This is a genomic window from Candidatus Aquicultor secundus, assembly GCF_002791875.1.
Taxonomy (GTDB): domain Bacteria; phylum Actinomycetota; class Aquicultoria; order Aquicultorales; family Aquicultoraceae; genus Aquicultor_A; species Aquicultor_A secundus.
In genome coordinates, this window is record NZ_PFNG01000249.1 from 16,617 (window position 1) to 32,231 (window position 15,615).

Below are 15,615 nucleotides of genomic sequence, written 5' to 3' on the forward strand. Positions count from 1 at the left end.
GGCTGCCAACGGGATAGAAGATGGAAGGTTTGGCTGCAGTATCCTCGATGGTTTGAAGTGGCGCAAACCACTGCATAACCGCATCTTGATCGGGTCCTTTGTCGGTTGCTACGATTTCCGGGAGCCTATCGGGATACGGGTCTTTTTGCCCGGCGGCATTAACTTTCACCACGATTCCATCCACCGTAGCCGTGGTTTCTCCTACCCACATATTCGACTTCTTTACCGTTATGCCCTTTTGTTTGCGCGCTTTATTGGAAGGGGAGAGCGTGTTATTGCATGCGGTTGCCATGACCAGTAGCAATAAAGCTGTGATCATAAGTATTGCTTTTGTTGCTATTTTTGCTGCTTCATCTCTTGCTATCGATCTCATCTACTAATAGTCTCCTTATTTGTTCCGCTCGTCTATCCCGTCCTTAATATACAAGGCATAGCTGATTTCCTCGACTTCTTTTGCGGTATCGATGAGTTTGCGCAGCTCACTCTGAGAGCCATCGTCGTCGAGAAGTTGTTTGAGGAAGGTGCCGTTTACGTCGAGGACCTTATCCCAAAGGCCGCGGGGTTCGAGTAAATCACGCAGTTTTTCCACGTTATAGTGGGTGGTTTTGTGCGCCCGCCGTGCGAGACGCCCATGGGTGCCGCTGATCGAGGTGAGGCTATTTGATTCGCAGTAATTATGGATTATCGTTTGCAGCTCTGCCAGCCTTAAGCGCGCATTGCTGATTTGGTTTACCAGATCAAGATACTCATCGACTGCTTTTTCAATCGCACTCGCGCTTTGCTTTAGCTCTTTGATCGCTTCCGTTGCTTTTGTCGCTGATACGGTTGAAGTAGCAGTGGCAGCAGACCCACTGTTTTGCTGGCTTTTTGCGTCGGCGTCGTTGACCTTATTCCCCGGCACTACGTTAGACACCTTACCGTTGGCGGCGGCTTTAGCCAGCATAACGGGGTCGTTCATGTGAAGGGGGCAGGATTCTATGAAATCGCACCACGGGCAGAGCGGGTTTTTAAAGGGATCGAAGTTTTGCGCACCGATACCCTCCGCCACCTTACGAATCGCAGCTAAAGCGCGCTTTATGTCGGTTTTTGTCTTGCGGGCGCTCACACGTTCGTTCGGTACCAGGAAATACAGGGTCACCTTCTGCGGTGCGATCCCGTACAGTTGCTCGGCGGCCATGTGGTAGATGGGGAGCTGCAGGTCGGTATTTATCTTTGTCTTCGGCGGCAGCTTACCGTTTGTCTTGTAGTCGATGATCTCGAGCCCGCCGCCTTCAAGCCGGTCGATGCGGTCGATAATCCCTGAGAGGGTTATTCCATCCATATCTATGGCAAATCTTTTCTCCACCGCAACCGGAACGCCAAACGACGGGGCGTTTTCCCGGTAGAACTGGGTGAGGATAGCCCTGCCCTTTTCTTTATACTCCTGCTCCAAAGCCTCGCCCTCATACCCATCGCGCAACCATACGTTGTCCAGCTCTTGCAGGAGTTCTTCGAGATCACAGGGCTCGGGCACTTCGACGCGATAGAAGAACTCGAGTGCCGCGTGGATACTGCTGCCGAAACTTAAATAATGCGAGGGCTTGGTTGGTAGTTTATCGACGTAAAGAAATTTGTAGGAGAGGGGGCATTTTTGGTATGTTGAAATGGCCGAATAACTAAGTCTCACGGTTTCTCCTGCTGGACGGATTGGTAGGCTGTACCTGACTTAGTTTACCGAAGCACGTGAAGGGGGTCAAGGAGTTGGATATAATAAAAGGCCAAAGGGTGATTGTTCTGCTAGCGTTGCTATTTGCGCTGGCACTACTGGCATCTTGTTCGAGGCAGGTTACAAAACCCCTGGGAGAAGAGGATCTTTATCCGAAAAAAGCCCCCAAAACTGCGGGCGACGACCGCACCGGCGCCAAAAGAAGCGCCGGCGTTACCATTTACGGCAGTCCGGAGTTAGTCGAAGTGTTTAGTGGAGGCAAGAGGCTGGTATTTAAGGCTGGCGACAAGTCCTATGACAAAATCACCAGCATTTGCGAGCGCATTGTATTGCGGGTTGGCGCCTCTGCAAATGAACCTCCCGTAAGCGATGCCTCCTATCTAAAAATGAGGGGTGTCGCCTTTAGGTCGATTCGTCTTACGTATCGCCGGGAACCGGTTTTTGTCTTTTTTGGAACAATCGATCGCATCAAGCGGAACAAAAACCTGGGAGGTGCCAAGGGATTAAAGCAGGTGACGTTCTTCATTCCCATGAGCCCCGCATTACTTAAGCCGGATACCATTTACGACGGGTTTTATTACGGGAATATTCATATGGTAAGCACGCTCACCAACACAGACCTTCTTGAACTAGTTAAGGGACTATAATAGATGGGGATATTAAGAGGGGCTAAAATACCGGGCCGGGCAGCTAATAAGCGGGTAGCGTATGTGCTAATAGCCCTGGTAATAACGTTTCTGGCGGTCATACCTGTAATTTCGATAATTTCGTCATCTAATGCCTATGCCATAACATCCCAAAGCGATTGGGTCACCTACGAGTCACCGCATTTTATTATCCATGCCATAAAGCGCTCGGACCTGCAGCAGATAGGGCAGACCGCCGAATCCATCTACGACAACATGGCTCAGCGCTATAATTTCCATCAGAACGAGAAGATACAACTGTATATCTATACCGACCGCCCCGCCTTTTTAAGCGAGAGTCCCTCTATCGATGCTGCCGGTTACGCGTCCCCAGGTCAGAATATAATAGCGATTCTGCTTAATGCCGGAAACTCGACCGTGACTTTAGGCCACGAGATAAACCATATTATTTTTATTCATAGCGTACCCAGGGTAAACACCGTCCCGCAATGGTTTATCGAGGGGCTGGCCATCCATGAGTCTCAACCCGGCATCGAGGCAGCCCAGCTTGAACGATATGCTTTGGTCAGGGATATTCCCGATATGGTAGGCTCGAAACAACCACGGAGCGATGTTTCGACACCCCAGGACTATGCCGAAGGCTATATGATGATCAACTTCATCATCGATAAGTTCGGCCAACCCAAGCTTTATGGAATAATTTCACGCCTGCAAAGCGGCTCGGATTTTAACGCCGCCCTCACGCAAGTGCTCGGCCGCAGTCAAGACAAGCTCAACTCCGACTGGCGCGCCTACGCCCGCAACCAGATAATCGCTATCTGGCTCACCCGCCTCCAGGATTTAGGCTGGTATCTATTGATCATCGTCGGCATTCTCGCCATGATCATAGCCCCCATCAGAAAACGCCGTCGCTTGCGTCAGATGGAGGACGATGACGAGCCGGAGGATGATGAAAATTCGTTTGAAACGATGTAGTAATAAATGCTTATTTGATAATGTCGATTGCTAATCTAGGTTCTTATGGCAGGCTTTCATGCATTGCTCTTTAGAATAAGCATTCTCACTCATGCTGTACCTGAACTGGCAACTTAAAACGGAGGCAGAGAGGGGACTGACTATAATTTCAGCAATATCGATTTTATCAGGTCCTAAGCATCCACACTTTCTCTCAAAGAGAGTAACCTTCCAATAATAAATATCTTTATCGTGATCCCAAACAAGCGCAACGGATTTTTCTAAATCATCAGAAGTTTTTGCGGTTTTATGGATAAAATCTCTTACCCTAGAATCGCTCTCAGCTGTTTTTAGAACTGCTTGCCCACTAAAACTCGAATCTTTCTCAAAAATCAAGATCCCAAGCAACAAGCCCAAGCTAAAAGCAATAATACAGGGTATTAGCTTTACTGCTGTGCGCATGTTACTCTAGCTTGCCGGACTTCAATAGATTCATGAGTGCGTCATTTGAGGCACTCCCTTTCTCAAATCCTGCTTGACGCAATTCAATAAAGCCCTTTTCATTTATCACGTAAGTGAACGGGTAGAGGCTTACATTAAAATCACTTATTATCTTATTAGCACTAGCAACAATAGGCATAGTTATATGATGCTTAGTCGCAAACTTTTTAACAGACTCGGTCTGCTCCTTAGTTACGGCTACTACACTTACTCTGGGACTAAGTTGCTTATTATTCATAAGTTTTTGCATGCTCTCAATCTGTTCTATGCACGGTTCGCAGCCTGTTTTGAACAAAATTATGATAGATTCGTTGCCTTTTAATGGAACTAGCGAGATTTTTTTCTCATCTAGAGTTTTCATCTCCTGGTCAGCGATTTTTGTGCCTACATTGACTCCGATGTCTCGTTCTTTCTCTGCTTCCAACATGTTCCCAACTATCTTAATTTCTTTAGCTAATGCAATACTTCTGTTGTAATAATAGATAGTTGAGCCTATAAGAGAAGCAATCACCAAAGCTATAAAGACATAAACGAACCGTTTCTCCTTCATCTAGCGCCTCCAATACCTAGCTTACTGTCCATTAGTTAATAGAAGTATCCCAAGCTGATTCTGTTTTGTCAACATATTAAAAAACTCACATTGATAGTAAATATTTAACATTATTATTAACTAAACATAGGTATTGTTAATATTAGTGTAATTATGTTAGTGTTTGGTTGTTAGCATACCTCTAGTGTTACAAAGTTAACAGAAGGGAGGTGAAGATAGTGATTAGACTTCGCCAGACACTTGCTCTGAGTTTGCTATTGGCATTAATTGCTTCATTGAGCATTGCCTCTGCCAGTGCGGATGCAGGTAAGAGTGTAGTTGCAGGTAGTATAACTGGCACGATGAGGGTACCCAAATCAGATGAGCTTAAGAAAGCTATCGAGGGTCGTTACCTGGCTAAACTAGGTTGGTTTGAAGAGGATGCTTATTATGTAAAGAAAGTCCGCTTAAATAAAGTTATGGTTTCCATAGATGGCGTCGAGACAATGACGGACGAAAACGGTCTCTTTAAATTGCAAAATGTTTCTACTGGCACGCATACGTTTAAAGTACTAGACATTGAGCAAAAGCCATTATTGGAAAGCACTATTAAAGTAGAAGCTGATAAGGCATTGCAAAAGAACGTAAAGCTAGTTTACGATGTTGGCGGGAAAGGCTGTTGTGGCGAAGATGGCTGCGAGAGTTCACAGGCCAAATCTACGAGTACAGTTGCCAAAGCAATTGAATCTGTGAAGGGGCTTTTGGGTTTGGAGAGCGCAGAAGCTATTTATCCTTGCAGGGACTATAATGGCTCATATGGCAACTGTGTCAACTACGACTCAGGCACAGGCAAATATATTAACTTTATCGGAAGCGACTGAGACATAGCAATGGGCTACGGTTTCTGCTGGTCGGAGCTGATGCCCGGGCACAGTTGTGTCCATTACATCGCATGGCTGGGTCGTAATGAAAACTGTTCACCATTAATTGGCCACTCGTATCTGCACCATTGCCATTAAGGTTTTAAGTGTGGCTAGGATATCCTAGCCACACTTAAAACGGAGACATATGCGGGAGGCCCCATGCCTGTTAATGGCTTAATCGCAATGGCTAACAACAGAAAAGATTAACGGCGATTTGATAGGAGATCCGTATGATACAATTATTACTTCTCTTATACAGCACCGCCTTATTAACCTTAGCGCTTAAAATAAAGCGAAAATCGCTGTGGGCTACAGCTGCATTTACTGTCACTGCCTTTATTCTAAATGCAATTAAGTTTCTGATAAGTCCGGTTCTAGCCGGTAAATACGAAACTGGAGCATTTAGCCTTTTATTTCAGGTATTTGGTTTTCCGTTCATATTTGTTATGCTCCCATTATACTTAGTAGCTGAAGCCGCTTTAACGCGTCATCGCTCGCTCATTGTTCTTGCATCTATTTCGGTTTTCATTTCGGCGCTTTTCGTAGTTCTCTTCTCGATGAGCAATATGTAGAAGCAGCGTGTGAAAACTGCTTGCAAAGCTTACTAGTTTTTTGCTAATATATATGAGGCCTTTAAAAATAGTCCTGCGAGGCTAGCAAGGTTGGCAATCGAATAATAACGTTTCGCTCTAATATGCCTACCTTTTCGTGCACCTCGCAGAAAAGGTATTTTTTTGCACTAAAACAGGGAGCGATGTATGAGCTTTAGAGAAAAAGCAAAGGTAATGGATAGTGAAACCATGGGACGGGCGATTACCCGGATTGCCCATGAGATTCTCGAAACCAACCGTGGAGCGGATAATCTGGCGATAGTAGGCATCCGCAACCGCGGTATTTTTTTTGCCCGCAGGCTTGCGGAAAAGATAAAAGCGATCGAAAATGCCGAGCTTCCCGTCGGTTCTCTCGACGTCACATTTTACAGGGACGACGTCAAAACGCATTCCTCACCCAAAATCTACAAAACCGAGATACCATTCGATGTCACGGATAAGACGATAATCCTGGTCGACGACGTCCTGTTTACCGGGCGCACGACCCGCGCATCGCTGGATGCGATCATGGATTACGGCAGACCAGCGGCCATTCAGCTTGCCGTAATTATCGACCGCGGGCATCGCGAGCTTCCCATCAGGGCGGATTACGTCGGCAAGAACATCCCGACATCGCGCAAGGAGCGCGTCAAAGTGAACGTCTCCGAAATAGACGGTGAAGACTCAGTGATTATAAGTGAAGAGAACGGTGACGAGGCGAGAGGTAACTAATTTGGGACTAAAACACAAAGATTTGGTGAGCATAAACCAGTTAACGAGCGATGAGATAACCCTCATCCTCGATATGGCTGAGTCTTTTCGGGAGGTATCCGAGCGGCCGATTAAAAAGGTTCCGACCTTGAGGGGGCGCACGGTCATCACCCTTTTCTTCGAACCGAGTACGCGCACACGAATCTCATTCGAGCTTGCCGCAAAGCGCCTGAGCGCCGACACGGTCAATATCTCAAAGAGCACAAGCGCGGTCGTTAAGGGTGAGAGCATTAAAGATACCGCCCAGACCATTCAAGCCATGGCGGCCGACCTGGTGGTTATCCGTCACGCGGCCTCCGGTTCGGCGGCGCTTCTTGCCAAATATATGCAGTGCAGTGTAGTTAACGCCGGGGACGGCGCGCACGAACATCCCACACAGGCGCTTCTCGATCTCTTTACCATCCGCCAGGCATTCGGCACGCTTAACGGCGTCAAGGTCGCCGTCGTCGGCGATATCCTGCACAGCCGCGTGGCCGGGTCGAACATCCTTGCGTTAAAGAAAATGGGCGCGGAGGTTACCGTAGTCGGTCCCCCGACGCTCATCCCAAAAGGCGTAGAATCGCTTGGCGTAAAGGTTTCGCACGATCTCGATACGGTTCTTCCCGAGGTCGACGTGCTGTACCTCTTAAGAATACAACTCGAGCGGCAGGGAGAGCCGCTGTTCCCATCGCTTCGCGAGTACGCGACGCTTTTCGGTCTTAACAAAAAGCGCCTGCAAGCTGCGAAGCCCGATTTAATTGTGATGCATCCCGGCCCGATCAACAGGGGCGTTGAGATAGCCTCCGAAGTCGCGGATATGCCGCAGTCGGTAATCACCACGCAGGTGACGAACGGCGTCGCGGTTCGCATGGCCGTACTATATTTACTTCTGGGTGGTGCTGGTAGCGATGAGTAGATACTTGATACAGGGTGGCAGGGTGATCGACCCCGCAAACAACATCGACGATACGCTGGATGTTTTGATAGAAAATGGAAAAATCGAAGCCGTAGGCAAACACCTCGCAGCGGATGCCGAAGTAATCGACGCTTCGGGGATGATCGTCGCTCCGGGCCTTGTGGACATGCACGTCCACCTGCGCGATCCAGGGCGAACCGATGAAGAAACGGTCGAGACCGGCCTTCGGGCCGCGGCAAAGGGCGGCTTTACAAGCATCGCCTGCATGCCCAACACCGACCCGGTCACCGATTCGGCTTCGGTTGTTGAGTACATACAGCGCCAGGCTAAAGATGCCGGCTTTGGAAACGTTTTCCCGATCGGCGCAATCACCCACGGTTTAGCGGGAGAGCGCCTCTCGGAGATGGGCGAGCTGATACAAGCGGGCGCAGTCGGGTTTTCGGACGACGGCAAGTGCGTCATGAACAGCCAGCTTATGCGCCGCGCCCTTGAATACACCAGGATGTGGGGCAAGCCGGTTATCTCGCACGCCGAGGACGAACTGCTGGCCCGCAACGGGCAAATCAACGAAGGCTACTGGTCAACCGTTCTTGGCCTGAAAGGGATTCCATCGGCTGCCGAGGAAGTCATCATAGCGCGTGATATCATCCTCGCCGAGCTTACCGGCGGCAAGCTTCACATAGCCCACTTAAGCACTGCGGGAAGCCTTGACCTTGTAAAGCGGGCAAAAGAGCACGGTGTTAACGTGACATGCGAAGTCACGCCGCACCACCTTATCCTGACGGATGAGAACCTGCAGGGCTACGATACCAACTTTAAGGTAAACCCACCGCTTCGTACGGCGGCCGATATCGAAGCGCTTCGCAAAGGCTTGAAAGATGGAATCATCGACGCCATCGCAAGCGACCACGCCCCGCATGCCCGTCACGAGAAGGAGATGGAGTTCGATTACGCCCCGTTCGGCATGATCGGCCTCGAAACCACACTCGGTCTCATCCTTACCGAGCTGGTAGATGGGGGTGTCCTAAGCTTAGGCGGTGCAATCGCAAAGATGAGCGCAGGCCCATCGCGTATTCTTGGAATCCCTAAAGGAAGCCTGGGGATAGGCGGGGACGCGGATCTCATAGTAATAGACACTAACGCTATACTTGAGGTTAGTGCTAACAAGTTCGAGTCCAAGAGCATCAACTCACCATATGTCGGCCGCACGCTAAAAGGCGTGGTTAAGGACGTATTTACCGCCGGAGAACCGGTGATTAAGGATAAAGTATTCGTTGATAGTTACGGGGAGAAACGTTTTAGTAGAGTCGTTTTGTAAACAGGAGCAACGATGAGCATTTTAAAGAGGAAAAAAGCGATACTGGCGTTGGAAGACGGGAAGGTATTTTACGGTTACGGGTTCGGCGCGACCGGCGAGATCGGTGAGACTACCGGTGAAGTCGTCTTTAACACCAGCATGACCGGTTACCAGGAAATCCTGACCGATCCGTCCTATGCGGGGCAGATCGTAACCATGACCTATCCGCTGATCGGGAACTACGGGGTAAACAAGGATGATAACGAATCACGAAAACCCTTTGTCGAGGGATTTGTCGTGCGCGAGTCTTCATCCGTTTACAGCAACTGGCGGGCACAGGGGTCGCTTCAAGAGTTCCTGGCGGAAAACGGGATCGTGGGCATCGAGGGAGTCGATACCAGAGCGCTCACCAGGCATATCAGAAGCATCGGCGCCATGCGGGGGATAATCTCGGTCGAGGCCGATAGCGAGGCCGCGGTCGTCGAGAAGGCGAAAAACGCCCCGTCGATGGTCGGCCGAGACCTGGTAAAAGACGTAACGGTCGGGAAGCCGTACTCATGGATAAATAACGAAAAAGGTACGTACAAAGTCGTCGCCTATGATTTCGGCATCAAAGCTAATATTATACGCTGCTTATCGAACGCGGGCTGCAATATCAGCGTGGTGCCGGCCACTACCTCGGCGGATGAGGTTTTGAAGATGAATCCCGACGGGATATTCCTCTCCAACGGCCCCGGCGACCCGGCTGCCGTGACTTATGCGATCAAGACCATCGAAAGTCTCCTGGGTAAAAAGCCGATTTTCGGCATCTGCCTCGGCCACCAGCTTCTGTCGCTTGCAATGGGCGGGGAGACATATAAGCTAAAATTCGGTCATCGAGGCGGCAACCAACCGGTTAAAAACCTGCTGAACGGCCGCGTTGAAATAACAAGCCAGAACCATGGCTTTGCAGTCGACCCGAAATCGCTCAACATAAAAGAGCATGCCTGGCAGGTCGGCCAGACCATCCCGCAGGTCGGCTGGAGCGGCACAAGCAAGGCCGGCAAGGTCGAAGTCACGCACATAAACTTAAACGACGGCACAGTCGAAGGCCTACGCTGCCTGGAGATACCAGCCTTTTCCGTCCAGTACCACCCAGAAGCAGCCCCCGGCCCGCACGACGCACGGTACCTGTTCGACCAGTTCATTGAGCTAATAAGGGAAGGCTAGCGAATGACGAATTGTGAATAGCGAATTGCGAATAGCGAATTGTGAATAGCGAATTATGAATAGCGAATAGCGAATAGCGAATTATGAATTGTGAATGACGAATTGCGAATGGATGTGGGTCTAGCCTGGGTTTTAGTAGGCAGTATGCAGGATAGGAACCAGGGTTAGCTGTCATTCTGAGGCGATAGCCGAAGAATCTGGGGTGCACTCAGGATGATTGCAATTGAATGCGTCTAGGCGAGGTTATACCTTTCTAAGAAGAAGGTTTTTATTCGTAATTCGTAATCCAACATTTGAAATTAGGAAGAAGGGTTATGCCAAGAAGAAACGATATCCAAAAAATTCTAATCATAGGCTCGGGACCGATAATTATCGGTCAGGCGTGTGAGTTCGACTACTCGGGCACCCAGGCATGTAAGGTGCTTAAGGAGGACGGCTTTGAGGTCGTGCTGGTCAACAGCAACCCGGCGACCATCATGACCGACCCCGAGTTCGCCGACCGCACCTACATCGAGCCGATCATCCCCGGGGTGGTCGAGAAGATCATCGAGAAAGAGAGGCCGCAGGCGCTTCTCCCGACGCTTGGCGGGCAGACCGGCCTTAACACGGCCGTTGCGCTTGCCGAGAGCGGCGTGCTCGACAAATACGGCGTCGAGTTGATCGGCGCAAAGCTGCCGGCAATTCGAAAAGCCGAGGACAGAAGCGAGTTTAAGGCAGCCATGGAGAAAATCGGCCTTGAGGTGCCGCGAAGCGGTTTCGCCTACAACTTAAACGATGCGCTGAAACTCGCCGAGGATTTTGGATTTCCGCTGGTTATTCGCCCCAGCTTTACCCTGGGCGGCACCGGCGGCGGTATAGCCTTCAACCAGGAAGAATATATAAATATCGTTTCGAACGGATTAATGCTCAGCCCTGTTTCCGAGCTTTTAATAGAAGAGTCCGTCATCGGATGGAAAGAGTACGAACTCGAGGTGATGCGCGATCTTAAGGACAACGTCGTCATCATTTGCTCGATCGAGAACTTCGACCCCATGGGGGTTCACACCGGCGACTCGATTACGGTCGCCCCCGCCCAGACGCTTACCGATGTCGAGTACCAGCACCTGCGCGACGCCTCGGTCGCCATCATGCGCGAGATCGGTGTGGAGACCGGCGGGTCGAACATCCAATTTGCGGTTAACCCCGAAAACGGGCGCGTGGTCGTCATCGAGATGAACCCGCGCGTGAGCCGCAGCTCGGCGCTGGCATCGAAAGCGACCGGGTTCCCGATTGCAAAAATGGCGGCAAAACTTGCCGTCGGATATACCCTGGATGAGATCGCAAACGACATCACCAAGGAAACCCCGGCATCCTTTGAGCCGACCATCGACTACGTGGTGACCAAGATCCCTCGCTGGGCGTTTGAAAAGTTCCCGGAGACCGACCCAACGCTGACCACCAAGATGAAATCGGTGGGTGAGGTTATGGCCATTGGTCGTACCTTCAAGGAGTCGCTGCAAAAGGCCATCCGCTCCCTCGAGCAGGGCCGCTTCGGCCTCGGCGCCGACGGTAAAGACGAGATAGATCCCGAACAGCTTACAAATAAGCTCTCGATCCCGAATCAAGACAGGATTTTCTATATTAAGTACGCCCTTGAGACCGGTATGAGCATCGATACGATTCACGACCTTACCAAGATCGACCCCTGGTTCATCGATCAGCTATGGCAGATCGTCGGGGTGGAGAGAGAAATAGCCCGGTATAAGTTGGCGGATTTACCGGACGAGATACTGCTCGAAGCAAAACGCCACGGCTTCTCCGACCGCCAGCTCGCGCACCTTACCGGCTCGACCGAGCTTGAAGTGCGCAAGCACCGCATGGGCGCGGCGATTATAGCGACCTTCAAGACGGTCGATACCTGCGGCGCCGAGTTTGAGGCGTACACCCCATATTATTACTCGACTTACGAGTCTGAATGCGAGGTTAGGGATTCCGATAGGCCCAAAATAATCATCCTTGGAAGCGGCCCGAACCGCATCGGCCAGGGTATCGAGTTTGACTACTGCTGCGTGCACGCATCCTTTGCCTTGAAGGAAGAAGGATACGAGACCATTATGGTCAACTGCAACCCCGAGACAGTTTCAACCGATTACGATACATCCGATAGACTCTACTTCGAGCCGCTAACCTACGAGGATGTTCTAAATATCGTAGAGAAGGAAAAACCAAAGGGTGTTATCGTCCAGTTTGGAGGACAAACGCCGCTCAAACTCGCCAAATCGCTTGAGGAGGCGGGCGTGCCCATCATCGGCACCTCGCCGGATAGCATCGACCTTGCCGAGGACCGCAAGCGCTTCGAGGTGCTGCTGCGTAAACTCAACATCAACCAGCCGGCAAACGGCACCGCCACCTCATACGAGGAAGCTTTGGCCGTCGCGCAAAGAATCGGCTTCCCGGTGCTGGTAAGGCCGTCATATGTTTTAGGCGGGCGTGCTATGGAGATCGTATACTCCGAGAACACGCTCGAGAGCTACATCATCAAGGCGGTAAAAGCATCACCCGACCACCCCATTCTCATCGACAAGTTTCTGGAAGGCGCGATTGAGGTCGACGTCGATGCGATCTGTGACGGGGACGACGTTCTGATCGGCGCAATCATGGAACACATCGAGGAAGCGGGCGTGCACTCGGGCGACAGCGCGTGCGTCATTCCACCGTATACGTTAGGCGAAGAAATAATAAATCAAATAAAGGAATACACGGTTCAGCTGGCGAAAGAACTACACGTGCGCGGTCTCTTAAACATCCAGTATGCGGTACAGGGGCAGACCGTTTATGTTCTCGAGGTCAATCCGCGCGCATCGCGGACGGTCCCGTTCGTCAGCAAATCGGTTGGGATGCCGCTCGCAAAGATAGCGGCCAAGGTAATGGCCGGTAAAACCCTTAAAGAAATGGGAATCACCGAGGTTCCACCCATCGATCACATATCGATCAAGGAAGCGGTTCTGCCGTTCGGGCGTTTTCCGGAAGTCGATACGATGCTCGGGCCCGAGATGAAATCTACCGGGGAAGTCATGGGGATCGACACATCATTCGGCAACGCATTTGCAAAAGCCCAGATTAGCGCCGGGCTTAACCTGCCGACTGAGGGCAGTGTATTTATAAGCGTACAAAACAGCGATAAAAGATCGATTATTATGCTTGCTAAGCGGCTCCACGAGCTTGGCTTTAAGATATACGCAACAAAGGGTACCGCGACCATGCTTGAGAGAAACGGCATCGAAGCCGAAGCGGTCAAGAAAGTCCAGGAGGGCAGACCCAACGTCGTCGATCTTATCAAAAATCGCACGGTTGGCCTGGTAATCAACACCCCCTGGGGAACCGGCACACGTGTCGACGGCTATGAAATCCGCACCAGCTCGGCGGTTTACGGCATCCCGTGCATAACAACGCTTGCCGCAGCAACAGCAGTGGTCCAGGGCATCGAGGCCCTACTGAGCGGCGAGTTGGATGTAAAAGCGATTCAAGATTATCATAAGGGTCCGTATCTTGACCCGGTTTCGAACGTTTAACAATACTGGTTCGTTATTTTTCAAGATAACTCTTTACTGCGCTTATAAAATTCTTCCAAAGGATGGAAATGTTTCAAGTCAAGGCGGATATTTTATCAAAAGAAGAAGTTATCCCGGGGGTATTCAGCCTTACCATTGTTTCTCCCGAGATATCAAGAAATGCCAAACCGGGGCAGTTTGTCCATATATTGTGCGGTAGTGAGAACGATAACTTTGTTTTAAGGAGGCCGTTCAGTATCCACCGCGTTGTTCCGGGTCGCGCGTTTGAAATACTGTTCCGGGTAGTCGGCAAGGGAACCGAGGCGCTTTCCAGGGCTAAAATACACGAAAGTCTGGATGTGATCGGCCCTCTCGGTAACAGTTTTACGTATTCCGAGAAGCTTGAGTCGGCGTTGTTGATCGCGGGTGGGCTTGGTGTCGCCCCACTTATTTTTTTGGCCGAGGAGCTTGCCGAGAGATATGTCAAACTTTACCCTATGATCGGCGCTCAAGAGAAAGCCAAGCTGCTGTGCTATATTGATTTCAAGCGCATGGGGAAAAAGACCTACGCCGCCACCGAAGACGGAAGTATCGGTCATCAAGGTACGGTTGTCGACCTTCTAAATCGCACGATTCACCAGATACGACCGCAGGTGATTTATGCATGCGGTCCTAAGCCCATGCTTAGGAAGATTGCCGAGACCGCAGATGAGTTCGGCATCGACTGTCAGGTTTCGCTTGAGGCCAAGATGGCCTGTGGAATCGGCGTTTGCCTTGGTTGCGCCTGCGTCACCAAGAAAGGTTACAAGATGGTATGCAAAGACGGTCCCGTGTTTAATGCGCGCGACCTTGTATGGGATCAAGATGAAGTCGGCCGGCTTCCATCCGGGGGTTGTATGTGTGAAACGCAAGAAACTCAAGATTCGGATTAGTCAGAAAGACCGGAAAAAAGAGCGAAAAACCTGGGACATAAACCCCAGAACCCGCGTCCACGATGATGCTGAGTACAAGCGAAGCAAAGAAAAGCGGGCGTTGCGGAAGTTGGAGTATGACGACGAGGACAATGATTAGAGCCGGAAACCGGCTTGATGGAGATACTATGAGCGTAAACTTGAGTGTTAACCTTGCTGGAATAAAGATGAAAAACCCGGTTATGCCCGCATCCGGCACCTTCGGGACCGGACGCGAGTTTAGCGAGTTTATGGATATTAAGTCGTTGGGGGCGCTTGTTGCCAAAACGGTCACGTTGCGACCGGTAGTGGGAAACAAGCCACCCCGTATCTGCGAGACCAATTCGGGCATGCTGAATTCAATCGGCCTGCAAAACGAAGGCATCGATCATTTTCTCAAGCACGACTTACCCTATATGCGCAAATTCAAAGTCCCCATTATCGTAAACATCGCAGGCAACACACTTGAAGAGTACGCCCAGATGTGCAGGGACCTACACGGCGTTGAGGGTGTAAGCGGCATCGAGCTTAATATCTCCTGCCCAAACATAAAGGCCGGCGGAATTGCCTTCGGTGCATCCGCAAGGCTTGCCGAGCAGGTGACAGCGGCGGCTCGCTATAATACCGACCTACCGCTTATAGTAAAGCTCACCCCTAACGTCTATAACATCTCAAAGATTGCCCGCGCGGTGGTGAGCGCGGGCGCTGATGCGGTTTCGCTTATCAACACGGTAGTCGGCATGTCGATCAATATAAAGACCTTCGAGCCGTGCTTGGCCAACATCACCGGCGGCCTGAGCGGCCCCGCGATCAAACCCATCGCCGTGCGCATGGTCTGGGAGGTAGCACAGACGGTAAATGTCCCGATTATCGGTATCGGGGGCATCACGACGGCAGAGGACGCGATAGAGTTCTTACTTGCCGGCGCAACAGCAGTTGCCGTCGGCACCGCCAACTTCATCAACCCACGCGCCACAATCGAAATCATACACGGCATAGAAGCGTTCCTAAAAGAACGCGAATTGACCGACATCAAGCAGATTATCGGAAAGGTTAAGACTTAGTAGGCAGTAGGGAGTATGCAGTAAGCAGCATGCAGGTCTAGAGGGTGGGC

16 protein-coding genes are annotated in these 15,615 nt (G+C 50.7%); 12 read left to right on the forward strand and 4 right to left on the reverse strand.

Features of this window, described 5'->3' with window-relative positions; genetic code table 11:
• Both COY37_RS10575 and COY37_RS10580 read right to left on the reverse strand, forming a co-directional pair.
• On the reverse strand, positions 1-373 hold a 373-nt coding region (locus COY37_RS10575; RefSeq protein WP_286977537.1), incomplete at its 3' end, for a hypothetical protein.
• A 15-nt stretch (positions 374-388) separates the two neighbouring features.
• Positions 389-1,666: a RecB family exonuclease gene (locus COY37_RS10580; RefSeq protein ID WP_286678483.1), complete on the reverse strand. Its 1,278-nt coding sequence runs from the start codon at positions 1,664-1,666 to the stop codon at positions 389-391.
• A gap of 74 nt (positions 1,667-1,740) precedes the next feature.
• Here COY37_RS10580 and COY37_RS10585 point away from each other — a divergent pair, with 74 nt between their 5' ends.
• Complete coding sequence (locus tag COY37_RS10585; RefSeq protein WP_286678482.1) at positions 1,741-2,352, forward strand: hypothetical protein; 612 nt, start codon at positions 1,741-1,743, stop codon at positions 2,350-2,352.
• 3 nt (positions 2,353-2,355) lie between these two features.
• Positions 2,356-3,327, forward strand: a complete 972-nt coding sequence (locus tag COY37_RS10590) for a peptidase MA family metallohydrolase (RefSeq protein WP_286678481.1) — start codon at positions 2,356-2,358, stop codon at positions 3,325-3,327.
• A 30-nt stretch (positions 3,328-3,357) separates the two neighbouring features.
• Here the strand turns inward: COY37_RS10590 and COY37_RS10595 are convergent, their stop codons facing one another.
• Both COY37_RS10595 and COY37_RS10600 read right to left on the reverse strand, forming a co-directional pair.
• Complete coding sequence (locus tag COY37_RS10595; RefSeq protein ID WP_286678480.1) at positions 3,358-3,768, reverse strand: hypothetical protein; 411 nt, start codon at positions 3,766-3,768, stop codon at positions 3,358-3,360.
• Between the two features lies 1 nt (position 3,769).
• Positions 3,770-4,357, reverse strand: coding sequence for a peroxiredoxin family protein (locus COY37_RS10600; protein WP_286678479.1), 588 nt, complete (start codon positions 4,355-4,357; stop codon positions 3,770-3,772).
• A gap of 209 nt (positions 4,358-4,566) precedes the next feature.
• Between COY37_RS10600 and COY37_RS10605 the strand changes: the two genes are divergently transcribed.
• From COY37_RS10605 to COY37_RS10650, 10 genes are all read left to right on the forward strand, one after another.
• On the forward strand, positions 4,567-5,217 hold the full coding sequence (locus COY37_RS10605; protein ID WP_286977540.1) for a carboxypeptidase-like regulatory domain-containing protein: 651 nt from the start codon (positions 4,567-4,569) through the stop codon (positions 5,215-5,217).
• Positions 5,218-5,489: 272 nt separating this feature from the next.
• Entirely contained in the window at positions 5,490-5,831 is a 342-nt protein-coding gene (locus COY37_RS10610; RefSeq protein WP_286678477.1) for a hypothetical protein, read from the forward strand.
• A gap of 186 nt (positions 5,832-6,017) precedes the next feature.
• A complete protein-coding gene (gene pyrR, locus COY37_RS10615) occupies positions 6,018-6,581 on the forward strand; it encodes a bifunctional pyr operon transcriptional regulator/uracil phosphoribosyltransferase PyrR (protein WP_286678476.1) in 564 nt (187 codons plus the stop codon).
• 1 nt (position 6,582) lies between these two features.
• Complete coding sequence (locus tag COY37_RS10620) at positions 6,583-7,515, forward strand: aspartate carbamoyltransferase catalytic subunit (protein WP_287007036.1); 933 nt, start codon at positions 6,583-6,585, stop codon at positions 7,513-7,515.
• Positions 7,508-8,833, forward strand: coding sequence for a dihydroorotase (locus COY37_RS10625; RefSeq protein ID WP_286678474.1), 1,326 nt, complete (start codon positions 7,508-7,510; stop codon positions 8,831-8,833). The genes COY37_RS10620 and COY37_RS10625 overlap by 8 nt, the downstream gene beginning before the upstream one ends.
• A gap of 12 nt (positions 8,834-8,845) precedes the next feature.
• On the forward strand, positions 8,846-10,021 hold the full coding sequence (gene carA / locus COY37_RS10630; RefSeq protein ID WP_286678473.1) for a glutamine-hydrolyzing carbamoyl-phosphate synthase small subunit: 1,176 nt from the start codon (positions 8,846-8,848) through the stop codon (positions 10,019-10,021).
• A gap of 314 nt (positions 10,022-10,335) precedes the next feature.
• Positions 10,336-13,572: a carbamoyl-phosphate synthase large subunit gene (gene carB, locus COY37_RS10635; RefSeq protein ID WP_286678472.1), complete on the forward strand. Its 3,237-nt coding sequence runs from the start codon at positions 10,336-10,338 to the stop codon at positions 13,570-13,572.
• Between the two features lie 68 nt (positions 13,573-13,640).
• Positions 13,641-14,483 (forward strand): dihydroorotate dehydrogenase electron transfer subunit, encoded by an 843-nt coding sequence (locus tag COY37_RS10640; RefSeq protein ID WP_286678471.1) that lies wholly within the window; start codon positions 13,641-13,643, stop codon positions 14,481-14,483.
• Positions 14,452-14,622 (forward strand): hypothetical protein, encoded by a 171-nt coding sequence (locus COY37_RS10645; RefSeq protein WP_286678470.1) that lies wholly within the window; start codon positions 14,452-14,454, stop codon positions 14,620-14,622. Before COY37_RS10640 ends, COY37_RS10645 begins: the two co-directional genes overlap by 32 nt.
• A gap of 28 nt (positions 14,623-14,650) precedes the next feature.
• Positions 14,651-15,565, forward strand: a complete 915-nt coding sequence (locus tag COY37_RS10650; protein ID WP_286977543.1) for a dihydroorotate dehydrogenase — start codon at positions 14,651-14,653, stop codon at positions 15,563-15,565.
• The last annotated feature ends 50 nt before the right edge of the window (positions 15,566-15,615 follow it).

Bases quoted from the DNA above. Each gene is read 5' to 3' on its own strand.
- COY37_RS10590 (WP_286678481.1), top strand. From the start codon at position 2,356: ATGGGGATATTAAGAGGGGCTAAAATACCGGGCCGGGCAGCTAATAAG.
- COY37_RS10595 (WP_286678480.1), bottom strand. From the start codon at position 3,768: ATGCGCACAGCAGTAAAGCTAATACCCTGTATTATTGCTTTTAGCTTG.
- COY37_RS10600 (WP_286678479.1), bottom strand. From the start codon at position 4,357: ATGAAGGAGAAACGGTTCGTTTATGTCTTTATAGCTTTGGTGATTGCT.
- COY37_RS10610 (WP_286678477.1), top strand. From the start codon at position 5,490: ATGATACAATTATTACTTCTCTTATACAGCACCGCCTTATTAACCTTA.
- pyrR (WP_286678476.1), top strand. From the start codon at position 6,018: ATGAGCTTTAGAGAAAAAGCAAAGGTAATGGATAGTGAAACCATGGGA.
- COY37_RS10625 (WP_286678474.1), top strand. From the start codon at position 7,508: ATGAGTAGATACTTGATACAGGGTGGCAGGGTGATCGACCCCGCAAAC.
- carA (WP_286678473.1), top strand. From the start codon at position 8,846: ATGAGCATTTTAAAGAGGAAAAAAGCGATACTGGCGTTGGAAGACGGG.
- carB (WP_286678472.1), top strand. From the start codon at position 10,336: ATGCCAAGAAGAAACGATATCCAAAAAATTCTAATCATAGGCTCGGGA.
- COY37_RS10640 (WP_286678471.1), top strand. From the start codon at position 13,641: ATGTTTCAAGTCAAGGCGGATATTTTATCAAAAGAAGAAGTTATCCCG.
- COY37_RS10650 (WP_286977543.1), top strand. From the start codon at position 14,651: ATGAGCGTAAACTTGAGTGTTAACCTTGCTGGAATAAAGATGAAAAAC.